This is a genomic window from Saliniradius amylolyticus, assembly GCF_003143555.1.
GTDB lineage: Bacteria > Pseudomonadota > Gammaproteobacteria > Enterobacterales > Alteromonadaceae > Saliniradius > Saliniradius amylolyticus.
Window position 1 is genome coordinate 20,953 of record NZ_CP029347.1, and the last position, 19,964, is coordinate 40,916.

A 19,964-nucleotide genomic window follows, 5' to 3' on the forward strand; every position below is an offset into this window, starting at 1 on the left:
GCCAGCCAGAGTATGAATTAAAGGCTGTTTACCCGATGGCAAGTCACGAAGATCACTACGGGCGTTATTTACCTTTCTACCCAGGCGGGTTGGGAAGACAAACCGAGACTAACCAAAGAAGAAGGCGCTGGGCTGGAACAGGCGTTCCACGTCACCAATAAACTTCTTATCGACCAGGAACAGGATTACATGGTCATCGGCTTCGATCTGTGTATCACTGTGGGCGATGATCACCTCTTCGTTGCGCACTACGGCACCAATGGTTGTGCCTGGAGGGAGCTTGATCTCGCTGATGGTTCGGCCCACGACTTTGGAGGTGTTCTCATCACCATGAGCGATTGCTTCAATAGCTTCAGCAGCGCCTCTTCGAAGTGAGTGAACATTCACTACGTCACCGCGGCGGACATGGGTCAGCAGCGCCGAGATAGTGGCTTGTTGAGGCGAAATGGCGATATCGATTTCGCCCCCTTGTACTAAGTCTACATAGGCACTGCGCTGGATCAGCACCATGGTTTTCTGAGCGCCCAGCCGTTTGGCCAACATGGCCGCCATGATATTGGCCTCGTCATCGTTGGTGACGGCAATAAATACATCGATGTCTTCGATATGCTCTTCGGTGAGCAGTTCATGGTCAGAGGCATCGCCGCGAAAGACAATGGTCTTTTTAAGCTCGGTGGAGAGCTGTTGAGCCCGCTCGTGGTTAAACTCCACTAGCTTCACATTGTGTTTTTCTTCGAGCTGCTTGGCCAGTCCAGCGCCCACCAGACCGCCGCCGGCAATCATAATGCGTTTATAGGAGGCTTCCAGCTTTTGCAGCTCACTCATTACCGCGCGGATGTGCTTGGTAGCGGCGATAAAAAACACCTCGTCATCGGCTTCGATAACTGTGGTACCCAGAGGACGAATGGGGCGTCCGCGGCGGTAGATGGCCGCGACCCGGGTCTCAACATTGGGCATATGTTCCTTTAAGGCGGACAGCGCGTGGCCCACCAGCAAGCCTCCGTAATAGGCCTTAACGGCAACCAGACTGACCTTGCCCTGGGCGAACTCCACCACTTGCAGAGCTCCGGGATAGTCAATCAGGCGCTTGATTGAACGGGTGACTAACTGTTCGGGAGCGATCAGATGATTGACCGGAATGTCCGAGTGCTTGAAAAGTTCGTCTTGGTACAGCAAGTATTGTTCAGACCGAATGCGCGCGATTTTAGTAGGCGTCTTATACAGGGTATGGGCCACCTGACAGGACATCATGTTGCTCTCGTCACTGTTGGTGACTGCGATGATCATGTCTGCATCTTCCGCCCCGGCCTGAAGTAAGGTATCCGGGTGTGACCCCAGGCCGGTAATAACCTGCAGATCCAAACGATCTTGCAGGCTTCGAAGCTTTTGGCCGTCGGAGTCGATAACGGTGATTTCGTTTTTCTCGCCAACCAGATTCTCGGCCAGCGTTCCGCCTACCTGTCCGGCACCCACGATAATGATCTTCATGGCTTGCTGTTATTGTGTTGTTGTTTGAGCGTGGTAGCTAGCACTTTATCAGCCTAGCATAATAGAAACCATCCATATCCTGATCCCCCGGCAGTATTTGCCAGCCGGGATGCGCATCGGTTTCTTCGGGTTGAATTTTACTGAGTTTCGCGTCGCTCTGCTGGGCCAAAAATGCCGACACTTGTTGATGATTTTCCTGGGGCAACAATGAACAAGTGGCATAAAGTAAGGTTCCGCCTGGTTTCAGTATGGACCAGGCCCGCTGCAATAACTGTTCTTGCAGCTTTGTGAGAGCTGTTATATCGGCGCCCTTTCTCAGCCATTTGATATCAGGGTGGCGACGAATTACACCGGTTGCTGAGCAGGGGGCATCCAGCAGAATCCGGTCAAAGAGCTGGCCATCCCACCAGCTTTCTGGTGCAAGTCCATCTCCACAGACCACTTCGGCATCCAGATGCAGCCGCTCGAAATTTTGCCTGAGGCGTTCAAGGCGGGGCGCTTCCGAATCCAGAGCCACACAGTGAATACTGGGTTGTGACTCCACCAGGTGAGCGGTTTTACCTCCGGGAGCGGCACACATATCCAGCACGCGCTCGCTTGAATCGGGGCTCAGCAACCGGGCCGCTTGTTGTGCCGCACCATCCTGGACGCTAAACCAACCCTCATCGTAGCCGGGTAATTGAGTGATCTCGCAGGCCTTTCTCAGAATCAGCCCATCCGGGCAGAGCGGCGAGGTGTCGAACGGAATGCCTTGATCGGCCAGCGTCTGGGCGTAATTGGCAGCCGTTATTTGTTGTTGGTTAACCCTGAGCCAAAGGGGGGCTTGTCGGTGCATCTGAGCGCTAATGCTCAGATAGTTGTCTGGATAGGCCTGCTTGAGCTCCCGGTATAGCCATTTGGGTAAAGTGAGTCGGACTTGCTCGCTTTCTGGAGCGTGCTCGAACACATTTTGACGCTGCGCATTACGTAAGCAAGCGTTTACTAGACCTTTCAGCTTGCCATGACCTAACACATCACAGGCGGCGACGGTTTCGCTGACAGCAGCGTGAGGGGCCACCCGGGAGTAACCCAATTGGTAGAGGCCCACTAACAGCAGGGACTCAACGATTTTTTGCTGTTTGTTTAGGGGTTTATGCAACAGGGGACGCAACCAGAATTGTAAGATCGGTAATTGACGCAAGCTGCCGTACACCATTTCCTGTAACCAGGCGCGGTCACGACTCTCATGGGACTGTTGTAATGGTGGTAGGCATTCGCGCAGGGACTGGCCCTGTTCTAGGACCGCAAATAAAGCCTTGGCCGCATCGCTGCGTAACTGAGCGCCGTTCACGACAACTGAGTCCCGGGCTTAAACCAGTCACCACGGGCGTTCAGTACATCAGAGACCGGCATGGCTTTTTTACCGGGAAGCTGGATCACCTCCAGACGCAATGCCTTATCTTTGGTGGCCACCAGGATTCCGGACTTGTCGGCGCTGATAATTTCCCCGGGCTTTCCTTGCTGATCGATCACGCTGGCCTGCCAGATTTTAATGTTATTGTCCTGGTGGCGGAAAAACGCCACTGGCCAGGGGTTGAAGGCGCGGCTATTGCGCTCGATCTGTTCGGCGCTAAGTTGCCAGTCGATGCGGGCTTCGTCCTTGGACAGTTTCTGGGCGTAACTGGCTTGTTGCTCGTCTTGTGGCTCGGGGATTAATTCACTGAGACGATCCAGGCAGTCGATTAAGGCCTTAGGCCCCACCTCTGCCAGTTTCTCGTAAAGTGAGGCACTGGTATCCGTCGTTTTAATGGGCAGGCTGGCCTTATGTAGCATGGCACCGGTATCCAGCCCCGCATCCATCTGCATGATGGTCACCCCCGTTTCTGGATCTCCTGCCCAGATAGCGCGCTGGATGGGAGCGGCACCGCGCCAGCGTGGCAACAACGAGCCATGCACATTCAGACAACCGTGTTTGGGGGTGTCCAGAATCGATTGAGGTAAAATCTGACCATAGGCCACGACTACCATCACATCGGCATTAAGCTCGGCCAGTTGCTGCTGGACGTCGTCGGTTTTCATGCTTTGCGGCTGATAAACGGGTAAGTCATGCTCTTCAGCCAGGCATTTAACGGCGCTTGGAGTGAGCTTCTTGCCCCGGCCTGCAGGTTTGTCCGGTTGGGTGTAGACACCCACCAGGTGATGGTCTGAGTCGATCAGCGCCTGAAGGTGGCGTGCGGCAAAATCCGGCGTCCCGGCAAAAACAATACGCAGAGCTTGGCTCATCCAATATCCCTTAGGCTTTGGCCAATAGGCGGGCTTCTTTTTCCAGTTTCTTGCGAATGCGCTGGCGCTTCAGGGGCGATAGGTAATCCACAAACAACACGCCCTTGAGGTGGTCAAGTTCGTGCTGGATGCAGATGGCTAACAGACCCTCCGCATCCAGAGTGAAGGCTTCACCCTGTTCATTTAAGGCCTCCACGGTAACTTTTTCAGCGCGATCCACTTTAGCGTAGTTGTTGGGCACCGACAGACAGCCTTCTTCGCTGATGGTGCTCCCATCTTTATGGGTGATCTTTGGGTTGATGAACACGCGGGGTTCATCCTGCTCTTCGGAGACATCCATAACCACCACTCGTTTATGCACATCTACCTGAGTAGCCGCCAAACCAATGCCGCTTTCTTCGCGCATGGTTTCAAACATGTCACTGACTAATTGTCGGATGTTGTCATCCACTTTTTCCACATCTTTTGCGACGGTACGCAGGCGCTCGTCAGGAAAACGTAATACTTCTAATTTCGCCATGGCAATCTTCAACTAAACTAGGGTAACTGGCTCGTATTAAAAGCCATACGATTGGACTCGTATAAGCTATTTAATGTTCACTAATAAAGGCTATTCTAACCTATTCCAAGGTTAAAACATAATAACTGGCGTATTGTTAAGAGGACTCTATGGGCACACTCCGATGGCTAATTTCAGGGCTTTTTGCCACTTTATCTCTGTCACTGGCGGCGGTGGAGGTTAAACCCGATGCCCCTGAAACCTATGTGGTGAAAAAAGGGGATACCCTTTGGGACATCTCGGGAATGTATTTGGACAATCCCTGGTTCTGGCCTGAGCTGTGGCGACACAACACGACGATTGAGAACCCTCACCTTATCTACCCCGGCGATGTACTGAGGCTTAAATTTGATGACGCCGGTGAGCCGGTATTGCTGGTGGAGTCAAAGCCTGAGCTGATTCTGAGCCCCCAGGGGCACAAGACCCGAAAGACTCAGCCAATCCCGACCATTTCGCCCGATGTGCTCGCTCCGTTTGTGGAGGAAATGCTGGTGGTGGACGTGCTGGCTTATCAGAATCAGCCCAGAGTCCTGGGGGATTATCATGGGCAAGTGATGTACGCCTCCGATGACATACTGATGACCGAAGCCTACGGCGAACCAGCAGCACGGGTTGTGGTACGTAAGCAGGGTGAGCTTAAAGATATGCGAGGCAATGTTTTGGGCGTTCAGGGTCGGAAGGTGGCCGATGTCGAGAAGCTGGACGATAGCTCCGGTAAGCACCACCTGATCCGAGTTGATAACACTAACTATGAAACGGTTCAGGGGGATCGGTTGTTGCCCAAGACCTGGTTACCGGTTCAGAAACCCTTGCCCTTGGTACCCGCTCCTGCCGGAGTGACCGGGTTTGTGATCGATAATTTCCAGAGCCACAAACTGATGGGTAAATATGATGTAGTTGTGGTGGACCTTGGACGTGAACAAGCGGCGCCAGGTATGGTGATGGGGCTGTACAATGAAGGTGAGACGGTAGATGCCAGTGAGGAGAAACCTCGCTACACCCAAGAAGGTCAAACCTGGCTTACCGGAGAGGACAACATCCACAGAGGCCCAGCCATCAAAGTGGGAGAATTGATTCTGTTTCAGGTTTTTGACCGGGTTAGCTATGGTTTAATCGTCGAGGCTGAAGACTTTATACAACGGGGAACTCGGGTCGGTCACCCATAGGTGGAGACTATAAGCTTTAGGAGTATGAGGCATGTCAAAGGAACTGACATTGGAACATTGGCTAATTCTGGACCAGATGCCGGGCTTAAGCTCTTCGTTATTCCAACGGCTCATCGAGGGACTTGGGCCGGACCTGGCCCGACTGGCAAGGCTTCATAAGGGTAACTTGAGTCAATGGGGCTTATCTAAAGAACAAGTCAATATTCTGCTCCAGCCCAATCAGCTATGGCTTAGGCAAGGGCTTGAATGGTTGGACTCAGAACCTTCGCACTTCATACTGACTTTTTGTGATGAGGCCTACCCTGAACATTTACGGGAGTTGGCCCGGCCACCGCTGTTGTTATTTGGTATCGGTGATCCTTCCGTTATTTCACGGCCTCAGATTGCCATGGTCGGCAGCCGTAATCCGGATACCTATGGTCGCGAACAGGCCTATGCCTTATCCAGAGGATTAGCCGAAAAGGGTATGGTGGTGACTTCGGGACTGGCACTGGGTATTGATGGCTGGTCCCATAAAGGCGCGCTGGCCGGGAAAGGTAAAACCATTGGTGTACTTGGCTGCGGTATCGATCAGGTCTATCCCCGACGACATAAAGAGCTGGCCAGCAAAATCATTGAACAAGGCGGCTGTATCCTATCGGAGTTTGCTCCCGGCGTTCCGACACTGGCGAAGAACTTTCCCCGACGCAATCGCATTATCAGTGGCTTGTCCTTGGGTACAGTAGTGATAGAAGCGGCGATAAAGAGCGGCTCCTTAATTACCGCCCGTTATGCCATCGAGCAGGGGAAGGATGTGTTCGCATTGCCCGGGCATATTCATAACCCTATGGCTCAGGGGTGTCACTTTCTGATCAAACAGGGTGCAAAATTAATTGAATCGGCCGATGAAATACTTGAGGAGTATCCCCATGTTAGGCTCGAAACCTCGTTTGAGGCGATACCCAATGAACAAAAAAGTGAGGCTGAAAGCTTGGCAAGGGATCCATTGTTAGATAGTGTAGACTATGAAGTGACCCCCATAGACGTGGTGGCACAGCGCAGTAATCGGCCAGTGACGGCGGTACTCTCTCAGTTGGTAGAGTATGAACTGCGCGGTCTGGTAGCAGCCGTCCCCGGTGGCTACATCAAACTGAGGGGAAGATAGTATGTTTGACATCCTCATGTATCTTTTCGAAAACTTCATCCACAGTGAAACGGAAATCCGTGTCGATCAGGACGAACTGACCGATGAGCTGGTGCGTGCCGGCTTCCACCATGACGAGATTTACAAGGCGTTAGCGTGGTTAGAAAAGTTGGCTCAGTTGCAGGAATCGGATCAGCATCCCTATCTGGGCCAGGTGTCCACCTCGGCAGTAAACCGGATTTACACCCAGCAGGAGCAGATGCGCCTGGACGTTGAGTCCAGAGGCTTTTTGATGTTCCTGGAGCAAATCAATGTGCTGGATGCCAATACCCGGGAAATGGTTATTGATCGGGTAATGGAGCTGGATGCCAAGGAGTTTTGCCTGGAAGATCTGAAGTGGGTGGTGTTGATGGTGCTCTTCAATGTGCCTGGCAAGGAAAATGCCTACGCCCAGATGGAAGAACTACTGTTCTTGGAGCCCGACGGCCAGCTACATTAGCCTGCCCGTAATAACAGCGCTTAGATATTAAGCGCCTTCCCTTTATGGCATAATCGGCCTATGTCGAAGATTGATCACTCTTTGTTTAATGCCGACGAGCATGCTTTACACCATGCTTATGGTGAGTGCCCCGAATGCGCCGCTAACCTGCAAATTCGGTCGGGACGTTCTGGCTTATTTTTAGGGTGCAGCCGTTATCCTGATTGTCACTTCAGTAAACCGCTGCACGAACAACAGCACTACCAGCTTAAGGTGATCGAGGGCAGTGCCTGTCCGGAGTGTGGCTCTGAACTGGCGGTAAAAAAAGGCCGTTACGGTTTGTTTATTGGCTGCACTCATTTTCCCGAATGCCATCATATTGAGAAATTAGATGATTCCGAACCGCAGGAGGATAGTCCTGTTGACTGTCCGAGTTGCGCTAAGGGAAAGCTTCATCAAAAGACCAATCGTTACGGTAAGCACTTTTACGCTTGTGACCAATATCCCGAATGTCGCTATATCCTGAATCACTCTCCTGTGGAAAGAGCCTGTCCGGAGTGTGGTTGGCCGATTATGGTTGAGCGGCAGCTCAACGGTGAGCAGGTATGGCAGTGCCCGCAAAAGCAATGCCAGGCTAAAGTTATAGCAGACGGCTAGGAGGATTGACTCCGCTGAGTGGTTAAAAGTCTATCCGGATTGGTATAAGATGCCGCTCTACAAACCATGGATAACCTAAGCCCGTGAACACAACATCCACAGAGAGTTTAACGCCTCTGCAACAAGCCTATGCTGAGGGGCAGTTGATCGCGTACCCCACCGAAGCCGTCTTTGGTCTCGGTTGCGACCCTGAACAGCAAGCGGCCGTAGAGCGTTTGTTGCAGATAAAACAGCGGCCCGTTTCCAAGGGGCTGATATTAGTTGGTGCTACCTTCTCTCAGCTGTTTCCCTATATCAACGATGCAGCGATTCCCATGGACCGCCGAGCGGAGATAGTGTCCAGCTGGCCAGGTCCCTACACCTGGCTGCTGCCTAAGTCGGCTAAAGCCCCGGACTGGATCACTGGAGGGTCGGAACTGATAGCGGTACGTGTATCGGCTCACCCGATAGTACAGTCCCTGTGTCATGAGCTTGATAAGCCTATTGTCTCCACCAGTGCTAACCCTTCGGGTCACGAACCGGCGCGCAGTGCCGCTGAGGTGAAAGCCTACTTTGATGAGCAGGTCTACCTGGTGGATGGAGAGGTGGGAGGCAATGCAGCGCCCACTCAAATTAGAAATGGTATGACCGGTCAGGTCATTAGAAGTAGCTGATTATGTCTGAAGTTAATATAGCATCGGTAAAGCAGTTCCTGTTGGGGCTGCAGGACAACATTTGCCAGACCTTGGAGCTGGTGGATGGGCGCGGGAATTTTCACGAAGATGCCTGGACCCGCGAAGAGGGCGGGGGCGGTCGTACTCGCGTGATGCGAGGAGGCAAGGTGATCGAGCAGGGCGGAGTGAACTTTTCCCATGTTCATGGTGAGACCTTGCCACCATCGGCTACCGCCTCACGACCCGAGTTAGCCGGACGCCGGTTTCAGGCTCTCGGCGTTTCTTTAGTCATTCATCCCCGTAGCCCCTACGTGCCGACATCCCACGCCAATGTGCGCTTCTTTATAGCTGAAAAAGATGGCGAGGCGCCGGTATGGTGGTTCGGCGGTGGTTTCGACCTTACGCCCTTTTATCCCTTTGACGAGGACGTCCGCCATTGGCACAAGACCGCTCATGACCTCTGTTCGCCATTTGGCGAAAAAGTGTACCCGGACTATAAAAAATGGTGCGATGACTATTTTTACCTGAAACACCGTGATGAGACTCGGGGTGTTGGGGGGCTGTTTTTCGACGATCTGAATCAGTGGGGCTTCGATCAAAGCTTTGCCTTCATGCAGGCGGTGGGTAACGGCTACCTGGATGCTTATGTGCCCATCGTTGAAGCGCGTAAAGAGCTGGCTTACAGTGATCGGGAGCGGGACTTTCAGCTTTACCGTCGTGGGCGCTATGTGGAATTCAATCTGGTTTATGATCGCGGAACTTTATTTGGTCTGCAATCCGGCGGGAGAACCGAGTCGATACTAATGTCTATGCCTCCTTTGGCCCGCTGGGAATATGACTACCAGCCTCTTCCAGGTAGCCCAGAGGAAAAGCTCACCAAAGACTACCTTTATCCGCGCGACTGGCTATCGGAACTGCCGGAGTCCTGATTCTTCATATGCCAGGCCAAGGGTTGAATGTTCGACCAGATTAACTCCTGATGCTGGCGCTCGGGCAGGGTCTGCTTCAGCGCCCGCTGCATACAATACAGCCACTGAGTCACCATGGTGTCGTCGATGGCCACATGCAGGTGGCGGGCCCTGAGACGGGGGTGACCGTACTTCTCGACAAAGAGTTGAGGGCCTCCCAACCAGCCGCTCATAAACTCAAAAAACTTCTGCCGGGTGAGAGACATGTCTTCTTGGTGAATGGCCAGCAGTTCGGCGGCGTTAGGGTCGTTCTCCATAACATCGTAAAACGTTTCACAGAGCTGGCGAGTGACGCCCTCACCGCCAATTATGTCATATAAGCTTTTTGGTTTTGCTTCTGTGGAGGACTGCGTTAGTCTCGAAGTAAGTTTTTTAAGCCGCTTCATGATCATGGATAAGTACGCCGTTATTGGAAATCCCATCGCACACAGTATGTCGCCGCTGATTCATCGGCAGTTTGCCGAGCAGACGGGGCAAGAACTGAGTTACGAAAAGATCCTATCACCTCTGGAACACTTTTCGGAAACCGTGCAGGACTTTATTCGCTCAGGGGGTATGGGGTGCAATGTTACGTTGCCATTTAAAGAACAGGCATTCCAGTTGGCCACAAGGCACTCTGAAGATGCCGAACTGGCGGGGGCAGTGAATACCTTGTCCTGTGAAGAAGAGGGCATTTTCGGTGATAACACCGATGGTGAGGGGCTGATCAATGATCTGAAGTACCACCAGGTTCCGCTGACCAAGGCGCGAGTATTGTTGATCGGTGCCGGCGGTGCAGCACGCGGGGTGCTGTTACCATTGCTGCGAGCGGGTGTCGATGCGCTGCACATTGCCAATCGCACGCCTTCCAAAGCTCAGGACCTGGAAAAGCTGGTGTTTAAAAAGGGCAACGTCAGTGCCAGTGGTCTGGACAACAAGTGGAGTCAGCCGTTTGATATTATTATTAACGCGTCCTCCAGTGGCTTGTCAGGTGAGCGTCCGGATATAAGCTCAGAGATCATCGGCCAGGAAACCTATGTGTATGACATGGTGTATGGGCAGCAGCAAACCCCCTTTAACCAATGGGCCGAACAACAAGGGGCGGTGAAGGTTATCGATGGTCTGGGCATGCTGGTGGAACAGGCAGCCTTAAGTTTCTCCATCTGGCGAGGGGTGATGCCTGATACACAGAGTGTGCGTCAGGCACTGCGGAATAACCTTTCGGCTTAATCTTTACTCAATGTAATCCTGTTTAAGAGTGACATAGTTATCCGCCGACTGTTTTAAAAAGGCACGTTCGCTGTCTTTTAATGGGCGGGCCTGCTTCGCAGGGCTGCCAACATAGAGATAACCACTCTCAAGACGTTTATTCGGTGGCACCAAACAGCCCGCTCCAACAAATACATCGTCTTCAACTATCGCGCCGTCCATAATAATAGCGCCCATACCAACTAAAATACGGTTACCCAGAGTGCATCCGTGCAACATGCATTTATGGCCTATGGTCACATCATCACCGATGATGGTCGGATATCCATCAGGGGTCGATGTGGACTTCCGAGTGACATGAATCACGCTGCCATCCTGAATGTTGGTTCGGTTGCCGATGCGGATGATGTTCACGTCTCCCCGCGCTGCTACTAATGGCCACACACTGACATCGTCACCACAGTGAATATCACCGACCCAGACGGCAGACTCGTCCACATAACAGTTCTTGCCAAAGCGAGGTTGAATGTCTTTATAGCTACGAATGGTCATAACGGCTCTTTAATTAGTGGAAACTGTCCTGATCATAGCAAAATGAGTCGCTAAATAAGCAGTTTGCCCATTTCCTGAGCAGTTGAAATAAAAATATCAAAAAGCACTTGCAGGATAAGCGGGGAGCTGTAGAATGCGCCGCACTTCGACGGGACAGCCACTAACGGCGCCGCAGCAGGACGCGAATCGAAGTTGCTGAAGAGGCATTTAAGCGCTTCAGCGAGACAGGGAAAGGCAAGCAACTTTTTAAATAAAAATGCTTGACAGTCGATGGGGTTAGCGTAGAATGCGCATCCCGCTTCAGGGCAAGCCAAGCTTGGATTTGAAGCGAAATGTTCTTTAACAATTTGCAACGAGACAATCTGTGTGGGCACTCGTTAAAAGAGTGTCAGCCAAAGATATTCATGATTATTTAATTGAAGAGTTTGATCATGGCTCAGATTGAACGCTGGCGGCAGGCCTAACACATGCAAGTCGAGCGGTAACAGAGAGAAGCTTGCTTCTCTGCTGACGAGCGGCGGACGGGTGAGTAATGCTTGGGGATCTGCCCGGTAGAGGGGGACAACCACTGGAAACGGTGGCTAATACCGCATAACGTCTACGGACCAAAGAGGGCTTAGGCTCTCGCTACCGGATGAACCCAAGTGAGATTAGCTAGATGGTGAGGTAAGAGCTCACCATGGCGACGATCTCTAGCTGTTTTGAGAGGAAGGACAGCCACACTGGGACTGAGACACGGCCCAGACTCCTACGGGAGGCAGCAGTGGGGAATATTGGACAATGGGGGCAACCCTGATCCAGCCATGCCGCGTGTGTGAAGAAGGCCTTCGGGTTGTAAAGCACTTTCAGTGATGAGGAAGGATGTGTAGTTAATACCTGCACATATTGACGTTAGTCACAGAAGAAGCACCGGCTAACTCCGTGCCAGCAGCCGCGGTAATACGGAGGGTGCGAGCGTTAATCGGAATTACTGGGCGTAAAGCGCACGCAGGCGGTTTGTTAAGCTAGATGTGAAAGCCCCGGGCTCAACCTGGGAGGGTCATTTAGAACTGGCAGACTAGAGTCTTGGAGAGGGGAGTGGAATTCCAGGTGTAGCGGTGAAATGCGTAGAGATCTGGAGGAACATCAGTGGCGAAGGCGACTCCCTGGCCAAAGACTGACGCTCAGGTGCGAAAGCGTGGGTAGCGAACAGGATTAGATACCCTGGTAGTCCACGCCGTAAACGCTGTCTACTAGCTGTTTGCGACTATAGGTTGTGAGTAGCGAAGCTAACGCGCTAAGTAGACCGCCTGGGGAGTACGGCCGCAAGGTTAAAACTCAAATGAATTGACGGGGGCCCGCACAAGCGGTGGAGCATGTGGTTTAATTCGATGCAACGCGAAGAACCTTACCTACACTTGACATGCAGAGAACTTTCCAGAGATGGATTGGTGCCTTCGGGAACTCTGACACAGGTGCTGCATGGCTGTCGTCAGCTCGTGTCGTGAGATGTTGGGTTAAGTCCCGCAACGAGCGCAACCCTTGTCCTTAGTTGCCAGCATTAAGTTGGGCACTCTAAGGAGACTGCCGGTGACAAACCGGAGGAAGGTGGGGACGACGTCAAGTCATCATGGCCCTTACGTGTAGGGCTACACACGTGCTACAATGGTTGGTACAGAGGGAAGCGAGAGCGCGAGCTGGAGCGGATCCCTTAAAGCCAATCGTAGTCCGGATTGGAGTCTGCAACTCGACTCCATGAAGTCGGAATCGCTAGTAATCGCAGGTCAGAATACTGCGGTGAATACGTTCCCGGGCCTTGTACACACCGCCCGTCACACCATGGGAGTGGGATGCAAAAGAAGTGGTTAGCCTAACTTCGGAGGGCGATCACCACTTTGTGTTCCATGACTGGGGTGAAGTCGTAACAAGGTAACCGTAGGGGAACCTGCGGTTGGATCACCTCCTTACGAAATGCTGACATCTTTTGATGCAGTGCCTACACAGATTGTTTTGTTGCAAAGAGAAAGAGTATAGCGAGGGGCTATAGCTCAGCTGGGAGAGCGCCTGCCTTGCACGCAGGAGGTCAGCAGTTCGATCCTGCTTAGCTCCACCATAGGCTTGTAGCTCAGCTGGTTAGAGCGCACCCCTGATAAGGGTGAGGTCGGCAGTTCAAGTCTGCCCAAGCCTACCACATATTCGCTATTCTGCGTTGTCGCACAGCTCACGTACTGATTGTACGCTACGCTGCACGACGCCTTGACTAGCAAATATGTCCGCGAATCGCTATACAGAAATACTTATGAATACTGACTGACAGTCATTATTGATAAGTGTTTCGACACTTAATGTTCTTTAACAATTTGGCAAGCTGATATTTAAATCAATCAAGCGAAGTAATCTAGACGTCGTCTGGTATTGCTTTATCTGATGATTAGCGCGTTACTGACTGTACGATTCTGACGTTATTTGGGGTTGTATGGTTAAGTGACAAAGCGTATACGGTGGATGCCTAGGCAGTTAGAGGCGATGAAGGACGTGTAAGTCTGCGAAAAGCTGTGGTGAGCTGACAAAATGCATTATTAGCCACAGATGTCCGAATGGGGAAACCCACCTCTTTAGAGGTATCTCATGTTGAATCTATAGGCATGAGAGGCGAACCGGGAGAACTGAAACATCTAAGTACCCCGAGGAAAAGAAATCAACCGAGATTCCCTTAGTAGCGGCGAGCGAACGGGGATTAGCCCTTAAGTTATCAGTGCGTTAGTGGAAGGCTCTGGAAAGTGCCGCGATACAGGGTGACAGCCCCGTACACTAAAACAATCTGATAGTGAAATCGAGTAGGTCGGGACACGTGTTATCTTGACTGAATATGGGGGGACCATCCTCCAAGGCTAAATACTCCTAACTGACCGATAGTGAACCAGTACCGTGAGGGAAAGGCGAAAAGAACCCCAGTGAGGGGAGTGAAATAGAACCTGAAACCGTATACGTACAATCAGTGGGAGCCTACTTGTTAGGTGACTGCGTACCTTTTGTATAATGGGTCAGCGACTTATATTTGGTAGCAAGGTTAACCGTTTAGGGGAGCCGTAGCGAAAGCGAGTGTTAACTGCGCGTCTAGTTGCCAGGTATAGACCCGAAACCCGGTGATCTAGCCATGAGCAGGTTGAAGGTTGAGTAACATCAACTGGAGGACCGAACCCACATCTGTTGAAAAAGATGGGGATGACTTGTGGCTGGGGGTGAAAGGCCAATCAAACCGGGAGATAGCTGGTTCTCCCCGAAAGCTATTTAGGTAGCGCCTCGGATGAATACCTACGGGGGTAGAGCACTGTTTGGGCTAGGGGGTCATCCCGACTTACCAACCCCATGCAAACTCCGAATACCGTAGAGTACTATCCGGGAGACACACGGCGGGTGCTAACGTCCGTCGTGGAGAGGGAAACAACCCAGACCGCCAGCTAAGGTCCCCAAGTACTAGTTAAGTGGGAAACGATGTGGGAAGGCACAGACAGCTAGGAGGTTGGCTTAGAAGCAGCCACCCTTTAAAGAAAGCGTAATAGCTCACTAGTCGAGTCGGCCTGCGCGGAAGATGTAACGGGGCTAAAACTAGTCACCGAAGCTGCGGCAGCATGTTTACATGCTGGGTAGGGGAGCGTTGTGTAAGTGGCTGAAGGTGCATCGAGAGGTGTGCTGGACATATCACAAGTGCGAATGCTGACATGAGTAACGATAATGGGGGTGAAAAACCCCCACGCCGGAAGACCAAGGTTTCCTGTCCCATGCTAATCAGGGCAGGGTAAGTCGGCCCCTAAGGCGAGGCAGAAATGCGTAGTCGATGGGAAACGGGTTAATATTCCCGTACTTGTATTATCAGCGAAGGGGGGACGGAGAAGGCTATGTGAGCATGGCGTTGGTTGTCCATGTGAAAGTGCGTAGGCTGGAATCTTAGGCAAATCCGGGATTCTAAGGCCGAGACACGAGACGAGACTCCAAGGAGTTGAAGTCACAGATGCCCCGCTTCCAGGAAAAGCCTCTAAGCATATGATAATACGAACCGTACCCCAAACCGACACAGGTGGTCAGGTAGAGAATACTAAGGCGCTTGAGAGAACTCGGGTGAAGGAACTCGGCAAAATAGTACCGTAACTTCGGGAGAAGGTACGCCGCTGTTTGTGATGGGACTTGCTCCCTAAGCAGATGGCGGTCGCAGTGACCAGGTGGCTGGGACTGTTTATTAAAAACACAGTACTGTGCTAACGCGTAAGCGGACGTATACGGTATGACACCTGCCCGGTGCCGGAAGGTTAATTGATGGGGTTAGCGTATGCGAAGCTCTTGATCGAAGCCCCGGTAAACGGCGGCCGTAACTATAACGGTCCTAAGGTAGCGAAATTCCTTGTCGGGTAAGTTCCGACCTGCACGAATGGTGTAACCATGGCCACGCTGTCTCCACCCGAGACTCAGTGAAATTGAAATCGCCGTGAAGATGCGGTGTACCCGCGGCTAGACGGAAAGACCCCGTGAACCTTTACTACAGCTTGGCACTGAACATTGAACCTACATGTGTAGGATAGGTGGGAGGCTTTGAAGCATTGTCGCCAGATGATGTGGAGCCAACCTTGAAATACCACCCTTGTATGTTTGATGTTCTAACGTTGGTCCCTTATCGGGATTGCGGACAGTGTCTGGTGGGTAGTTTGACTGGGGCGGTCTCCTCCCAAAGAGTAACGGAGGAGCACGAAGGTTGGCTAATCCTGGTCGGACATCAGGAGGTTAGTGTAATGGCATAAGCCAGCTTAACTGCGAGACAGACACGTCGAGCAGGTACGAAAGTAGGTCATAGTGATCCGGTGGTTCTGTATGGAAGGGCCATCGCTCAACGGATAAAAGGTACTCCGGGGATAACAGGCTGATACCGCCCAAGAGTTCATATCGACGGCGGTGTTTGGCACCTCGATGTCGGCTCATCACATCCTGGGGCTGAAGTCGGTCCCAAGGGTATGGCTGTTCGCCATTTAAAGTGGTACGCGAGCTGGGTTTAGAACGTCGTGAGACAGTTCGGTCCCTATCTGCCGTGGGCGCTGGATGATTGAGAGGGGCTGCTCCTAGTACGAGAGGACCGGAGTGGACGAACCGCTGGTGTTCGGGTTGTCATGCCAATGGCACTGCCCGGTAGCTACGTTCGGAATCGATAACCGCTGAAAGCATCTAAGCGGGAAGCGAGCCTCGAGATGAGTCATCCCTAGAGCTTAAGCTCTCTAAAGGGTCGTTCAAGACCAGGACGTTGATAGGCGGGATGTGTAAGCGTTGTAAGGCGTTGAGCTAACCCGTACTAATTGCCCGTGAGGCTTAACCATACAACGCCCAAGTGACGTTAAAACAGTAAGTAACGCGCATCAGAGCAATACCAAGACAGACAGATTACCGATTTAAAGACAGCTTGCTCAAATTGTTCACAGTTTATGCCTGGCGGCAATAGCAATACGGAACCACCTGATTCCATTCCGAACTCAGAAGTGAAACGTATTAGCGGCGATGGTAGTGTGGGGTCTCCCCATGTGAGAGTAGCACACCGCCAGGCTTCTAATTCAAATAGAAAAGCCCTTCTCGAAAGAGAGGGGCTTTTTTATTTGCATCAATAGTATTCGGGTGTGCACTCGAACATGGAATGTGACAAATTCGTCGGGAACGAATTTGAACGTCGGAGCTACGCGACGACGGCCCGAAGGGCGTAGCGCAGGATTGCGCGGAGTAAAGTAGCACACCGCCAGGCTTCTAATTAAAGCAAAACCCCGAGTCGAAAGGCTCGGGGTTTTGTGCTTTAAGCAGCACTGACGTGCTGCCTTATGGAAGACCCAACCCATCGCACTGGCAAGGGTATCGTATTCCAACGGCCAGCAGTCATCTGTCATTCGTCCATGAAGCCGCCTCGCATCACGACAACTGCTCCTGCGTTGTTCTAATGACCTACATCCATGTAGGCCTCCATGCTCGTCGCTCCACAAGCTGCGTTATGCCACCGGCATAACGGTCTTGCTCCGCCCCCATGTGAGAGGTGAATACCTCTGCAGTAGAACACTCGTCATGCTGACGAAGGTCACATCTCTTAAACAATGCTTTGGTCTAATGCTGAAGTCCCAATATCGCAATGTCCATGGACTGCTCACAAGCGAGATTATCTTCTTGTCTTTGGTCGGTGCGATTACCTCATGGTGATTAATCGATCCATAACCAGGGTCTGGTACTGTGTAAGCTCTTCTGCTTGGTGGGTATACACAAGAAGTGATTGTAAAAATGCGACGGTGTTGTGGCGTTTAGACAGCCCCGCTTCGCTGGTATAGGTTGTTTCCCAGTCTTTATAGGGGAAGGGCTGGCTAATGGATATAAGCCATACTTCCCAGTCTACGCTGTCGGCAGGGAGCATCATCATTGCATAGGCTACTGCTCTGGCAATTCGCTTGGGTTCGCCAAAGTGATAAAAATGACCCTCAGGCGATATTTGCGTTGCCAGGGCGTCAAGCATATGGAGTTTAGTCTCAGTGCCGAAGTGAGGGCTGACAATCATCTGTAAGACGACGTCGGCGCTATGAGCTACCTGGTGACGCCACCCCATAGTGTCGTCGTAACCCCGATAATCGCTGATGCTTTTTACGTACTCGCTGAACTTTGTTGCATAGTCACGTCTTTCTTGGGAAGACAAAAAGGGGCTGACTCCGTCTGCGCGCACTACCTCTGATAAAACCAAGACCGCAAAAGGTAAGTAAACATTGCGCGGGTCAGAACGACGATGCTGAATGTCGCTAATGAGCAGAGTAGCAAGTGTTCTCTTGATCTCTTGAGGGAGTACGCCTTCTCGCAGCCAGGTATAAAAAGCCTGGTAGGCGATTTGGTCTCGAATGACGGGACTCTTGGATGCCAGGCAGTGACGCATGCCGAGAAGCTGTTCTGGTGTTGCATCCTCTAACCGGAAGTTGGCAGTCTGTAATTCCTGCAGTTGAGCTTTCCCGCCCCAATCCTTTAGGCACTGTTTTTCGGACACTGATGATGCGAATACAGGCCATGAGCATAAAAGGGTGGTCAGTAAAAAAATGGCTTTCATTGAGAATACCTTAATAGCGAGCTCCAGACTCAGCTTGCCTCAATGACGGCTCAATTCCTACTACAGATTTCCGTCGGCTGGGTGTACAGATAAGCAATCTGCAAAAAGGGTAGATCGATGCGTTAGATGTCAGATTAGGATAGAATCGCGCCGGTTTTGAGGAGATTGGAGTATATTGTGTCATTCATCGACAGTGCTGAACGTCATCCACACCAAAGTGGTTGGTTTAATCGCTTCCTCGCCACGGTTGAGTGGTTAGGTAATCTGCTGCCTCACCCAATTACCTTGTTTGCCAGTTTTGCCGTTGCTGTAGTAGTGATGAGCGGCATTCTGGGATATTTCGATATTGGTGTCGTAGACCCAAGACCGGCCGATGCAGCAGGAAGAGATCCGGATGGGGTAATTGAAGTTGTGTCCCTAATGAATGCCGAAGGTCTCCAAAGGATTGTTACCGGGTTAGTAACCAACTTTACCGGCTTTGCCCCTTTAGGTACGGTTCTGGTGGCATTGCTGGGTGTTTCTGTGGCGGAACATTCGGGGTTATTGTCTGCGGCAATGCGTGGGATGGTTATGAATGCGTCCCAGCGTATGGTAACTGTCGTGGTGGTATTTGCTGGCATTCTGTCTAATACCGCCTCTGAACTCGGTTATGTGGTGTTGATACCGCTGGCAGCGATGATCTTTCATTCTTTGGGGCGACATCCGCTAGCGGGACTCGCCGCAGCATTTGCAGGCGTATCTGGCGGCTACAGTGCGAACTTGCTGCTGGGTACGATTGACCCGTTATTGGCGGGTATTACCGAAGCGGCTTCGCACATGGTGGATCCGGATTACATCGTGGGTCCTGAAGTTAACTGGTTCTTTATGGGCGTGAGTACGTTTATGATCGCGGCTTTGGGGGCCTGGGTCACAGAAAAAGTGGTTGAGCCGAGGTTAGGTCAATATGACCCTGAGTCCGCGTCGGTGGACTTAGGTGAGCAATCCATGGAGCCGTTGTCAGCAGGCGAGAAACGAGGACTTAGAAATGCCGGGCTAGCGTTTTTGGCGCTCGCCGCTGTACTTGCGCTGACGATTGTACCTGAGTGGGGCGTATTGCGGCATCCGGAAACCGGAGAGGTGGCAGGTTCTCCCTTTTTAAAAGGTATTGTGGCGATCATCTTTATCACTTTTGCTGTGCCCGGGTTTGCTTATGGGAAGACGGTCGGCACTATGAAGACTGATCGCGATATTATCGATGCCATGGCCAAGAGCATGAGCAGTTTGGGTCTTTACATTGTTTTGGTGTTCTTTGCTGCACAGTTTGTGGCGTTTTTTAAGTGGACTAACCTTGGCACAGTATTAGCGGTTAAAGGCGCTGCTGCGCTGCAGGCTTTTGGATTAAATGGGCCTGAAGTCTTCGTCTTGTTTATTCTCATGTGTGCATTGGTGAACTTTTCCCTAGGCAGTTCTTCGGCACAGTGGGCGGTGACCGCACCGATATTTGTGCCCATGCTGATGTTGGTAGGCTTCGCCCCTGAAGTGATACAGGCGGCTTATCGAATCGGAGACTCAGTTACCAACCTTGTCACACCTATGATGAGTTACTTTGGTTTAATCCTGGCAGTCGCCAGCCGCTATCAGAAGAACTTAGGCATAGGCACCCTGGTGGCCACGATGTTGCCCTATTCTTTGGTGTTCCTGGCGGGTTGGACGATCTTATTCTACGTTTGGGTATTTTTACTCGGTTTACCCGTTGGACCAGGAGCCGCTACGTACTATCAGTAAGGGCGAAGACGGTGATTGGCCGGCA

16 protein-coding genes, 2 tRNA genes and 3 rRNA genes are annotated in these 19,964 nt (G+C 51.9%); 13 read left to right on the forward strand and 8 right to left on the reverse strand.

Annotated features, from left to right (window positions below; genetic code table 11):
- Positions 1–108 precede the first annotated feature (108 nt).
- From trkA to def, 4 genes are read right to left on the reverse strand one after another with little or no spacing between them, the layout of a single operon-like run.
- Positions 109–1,488, reverse strand: coding sequence for a Trk system potassium transporter TrkA (gene trkA / locus HMF8227_RS00100; protein WP_109338240.1), 1,380 nt, complete (start codon positions 1,486–1,488; stop codon positions 109–111).
- A gap of 37 nt (positions 1,489–1,525) precedes the next feature.
- On the reverse strand, positions 1,526–2,818 hold the full coding sequence (gene rsmB / locus HMF8227_RS00105) for a 16S rRNA (cytosine(967)-C(5))-methyltransferase RsmB (protein ID WP_109338241.1): 1,293 nt from the start codon (positions 2,816–2,818) through the stop codon (positions 1,526–1,528).
- Positions 2,815–3,750, reverse strand: a complete 936-nt coding sequence (gene fmt, locus HMF8227_RS00110) for a methionyl-tRNA formyltransferase (protein ID WP_109338242.1) — start codon at positions 3,748–3,750, stop codon at positions 2,815–2,817. Before fmt ends, rsmB begins: the two co-directional genes overlap by 4 nt.
- Positions 3,751–3,760: 10 nt before the next feature.
- Entirely contained in the window at positions 3,761–4,270 is a 510-nt protein-coding gene (gene def / locus HMF8227_RS00115) for a peptide deformylase (RefSeq protein WP_109338243.1), read from the reverse strand.
- 149 nt (positions 4,271–4,419) lie between these two features.
- Here def and HMF8227_RS00120 point away from each other — a divergent pair, with 149 nt between their 5' ends.
- The 6 genes from HMF8227_RS00120 (at position 4,420) to hemF (ending at position 9,315) form a co-directional block, all read left to right on the forward strand.
- Positions 4,420–5,475, forward strand: coding sequence for a LysM peptidoglycan-binding domain-containing protein (locus HMF8227_RS00120; RefSeq protein ID WP_109338244.1), 1,056 nt, complete (start codon positions 4,420–4,422; stop codon positions 5,473–5,475).
- Positions 5,476–5,506: 31 nt separating this feature from the next.
- Positions 5,507–6,619, forward strand: a complete 1,113-nt coding sequence (gene dprA, locus HMF8227_RS00125) for a DNA-processing protein DprA (protein WP_109338245.1) — start codon at positions 5,507–5,509, stop codon at positions 6,617–6,619.
- Position 6,620: 1 nt separating this feature from the next.
- A complete protein-coding gene (locus HMF8227_RS00130) occupies positions 6,621–7,097 on the forward strand; it encodes a DUF494 family protein (protein ID WP_109338246.1) in 477 nt (158 codons plus the stop codon).
- 60 nt (positions 7,098–7,157) lie between these two features.
- Positions 7,158–7,733, forward strand: coding sequence for a DNA topoisomerase family protein (locus HMF8227_RS00135; protein WP_109338247.1), 576 nt, complete (start codon positions 7,158–7,160; stop codon positions 7,731–7,733).
- An 83-nt stretch (positions 7,734–7,816) separates the two neighbouring features.
- Complete coding sequence (tsaC, locus tag HMF8227_RS00140) at positions 7,817–8,386, forward strand: L-threonylcarbamoyladenylate synthase type 1 TsaC (RefSeq protein ID WP_109338248.1); 570 nt, start codon at positions 7,817–7,819, stop codon at positions 8,384–8,386.
- 2 nt (positions 8,387–8,388) lie between these two features.
- Positions 8,389–9,315 carry an oxygen-dependent coproporphyrinogen oxidase gene (gene hemF, locus HMF8227_RS00145; RefSeq protein ID WP_109338249.1) on the forward strand — a complete coding sequence of 309 codons (927 nt, stop codon included), beginning with the start codon at positions 8,389–8,391 and terminating at the stop codon, positions 9,313–9,315.
- Here the strand turns inward: hemF and HMF8227_RS00150 are convergent.
- Complete coding sequence (locus tag HMF8227_RS00150; RefSeq protein WP_338056538.1) at positions 9,276–9,776, reverse strand: group II truncated hemoglobin; 501 nt, start codon at positions 9,774–9,776, stop codon at positions 9,276–9,278. The two genes, hemF and HMF8227_RS00150, sit on opposite strands and share 40 nt — an antisense overlap.
- Between HMF8227_RS00150 and aroE the strand changes: the two genes are divergently transcribed.
- Positions 9,745–10,563: a shikimate dehydrogenase gene (aroE, locus tag HMF8227_RS00155; protein ID WP_109340961.1), complete on the forward strand. Its 819-nt coding sequence runs from the start codon at positions 9,745–9,747 to the stop codon at positions 10,561–10,563. The two genes, HMF8227_RS00150 and aroE, sit on opposite strands and share 32 nt — an antisense overlap.
- A 3-nt stretch (positions 10,564–10,566) precedes the next feature.
- Here the strand turns inward: aroE and HMF8227_RS00160 are convergent, their stop codons facing one another.
- Positions 10,567–11,094 (reverse strand): gamma carbonic anhydrase family protein, encoded by a 528-nt coding sequence (locus tag HMF8227_RS00160; protein WP_109338250.1) that lies wholly within the window; start codon positions 11,092–11,094, stop codon positions 10,567–10,569.
- A 50-nt stretch (positions 11,095–11,144) separates the two neighbouring features.
- Positions 11,145–11,447 (reverse strand): hypothetical protein, encoded by a 303-nt coding sequence (locus HMF8227_RS14980; protein ID WP_162558425.1) that lies wholly within the window; start codon positions 11,445–11,447, stop codon positions 11,145–11,147.
- A gap of 60 nt (positions 11,448–11,507) precedes the next feature.
- Between HMF8227_RS14980 and HMF8227_RS00165 the strand changes: the two genes are divergently transcribed.
- From HMF8227_RS00165 to rrf, 5 genes are all read left to right on the forward strand, one after another.
- Positions 11,508–13,040 (forward strand): 16S ribosomal RNA (locus tag HMF8227_RS00165).
- A gap of 70 nt (positions 13,041–13,110) precedes the next feature.
- Positions 13,111–13,186, forward strand: a tRNA-Ala gene (locus HMF8227_RS00170).
- 1 nt (position 13,187) lies between these two features.
- Positions 13,188–13,264: transfer RNA gene (locus tag HMF8227_RS00175), tRNA-Ile, on the forward strand.
- A gap of 287 nt (positions 13,265–13,551) precedes the next feature.
- A 23S ribosomal RNA gene (locus HMF8227_RS00180) occupies positions 13,552–16,433 on the forward strand.
- Positions 16,434–16,541: 108 nt separating this feature from the next.
- Positions 16,542–16,657, forward strand: a 5S ribosomal RNA gene (gene rrf, locus HMF8227_RS00185).
- Together the 16S, 23S and 5S rRNA genes with 2 tRNA genes alongside form the textbook arrangement of a ribosomal RNA operon.
- 621 nt (positions 16,658–17,278) lie before the next feature.
- Here the strand turns inward: rrf and HMF8227_RS00190 are convergent.
- Positions 17,279–18,175: a DUF2785 domain-containing protein gene (locus HMF8227_RS00190; RefSeq protein ID WP_109338251.1), complete on the reverse strand. Its 897-nt coding sequence runs from the start codon at positions 18,173–18,175 to the stop codon at positions 17,279–17,281.
- 177 nt (positions 18,176–18,352) lie between these two features.
- Between HMF8227_RS00190 and HMF8227_RS00195 the strand changes: the two genes are divergently transcribed.
- Positions 18,353–19,939, forward strand: coding sequence for an AbgT family transporter (locus HMF8227_RS00195; RefSeq protein ID WP_239421162.1), 1,587 nt, complete (start codon positions 18,353–18,355; stop codon positions 19,937–19,939).
- Positions 19,940–19,964 lie beyond the last annotated feature (25 nt).

Bases quoted from the DNA above. Each gene is read 5' to 3' on its own strand.
- trkA (WP_109338240.1), bottom strand. From the start codon at position 1,488: ATGAAGATCATTATCGTGGGTGCCGGACAGGTAGGCGGAACGCTGGCC.
- fmt (WP_109338242.1), bottom strand. From the start codon at position 3,750: ATGAGCCAAGCTCTGCGTATTGTTTTTGCCGGGACGCCGGATTTTGCC.
- def (WP_109338243.1), bottom strand. From the start codon at position 4,270: ATGGCGAAATTAGAAGTATTACGTTTTCCTGACGAGCGCCTGCGTACC.
- HMF8227_RS00120 (WP_109338244.1), top strand. From the start codon at position 4,420: ATGGGCACACTCCGATGGCTAATTTCAGGGCTTTTTGCCACTTTATCT.
- dprA (WP_109338245.1), top strand. From the start codon at position 5,507: ATGTCAAAGGAACTGACATTGGAACATTGGCTAATTCTGGACCAGATG.
- HMF8227_RS00130 (WP_109338246.1), top strand. From the start codon at position 6,621: ATGTTTGACATCCTCATGTATCTTTTCGAAAACTTCATCCACAGTGAA.
- HMF8227_RS00135 (WP_109338247.1), top strand. From the start codon at position 7,158: ATGTCGAAGATTGATCACTCTTTGTTTAATGCCGACGAGCATGCTTTA.
- hemF (WP_109338249.1), top strand. From the start codon at position 8,389: ATGTCTGAAGTTAATATAGCATCGGTAAAGCAGTTCCTGTTGGGGCTG.
- aroE (WP_109340961.1), top strand. From the start codon at position 9,745: ATGGATAAGTACGCCGTTATTGGAAATCCCATCGCACACAGTATGTCG.
- HMF8227_RS00150 (WP_338056538.1), bottom strand. From the start codon at position 9,776: ATGGGATTTCCAATAACGGCGTACTTATCCATGATCATGAAGCGGCTT.
- HMF8227_RS00160 (WP_109338250.1), bottom strand. From the start codon at position 11,094: ATGACCATTCGTAGCTATAAAGACATTCAACCTCGCTTTGGCAAGAAC.
- HMF8227_RS00190 (WP_109338251.1), bottom strand. From the start codon at position 18,175: ATGAAAGCCATTTTTTTACTGACCACCCTTTTATGCTCATGGCCTGTA.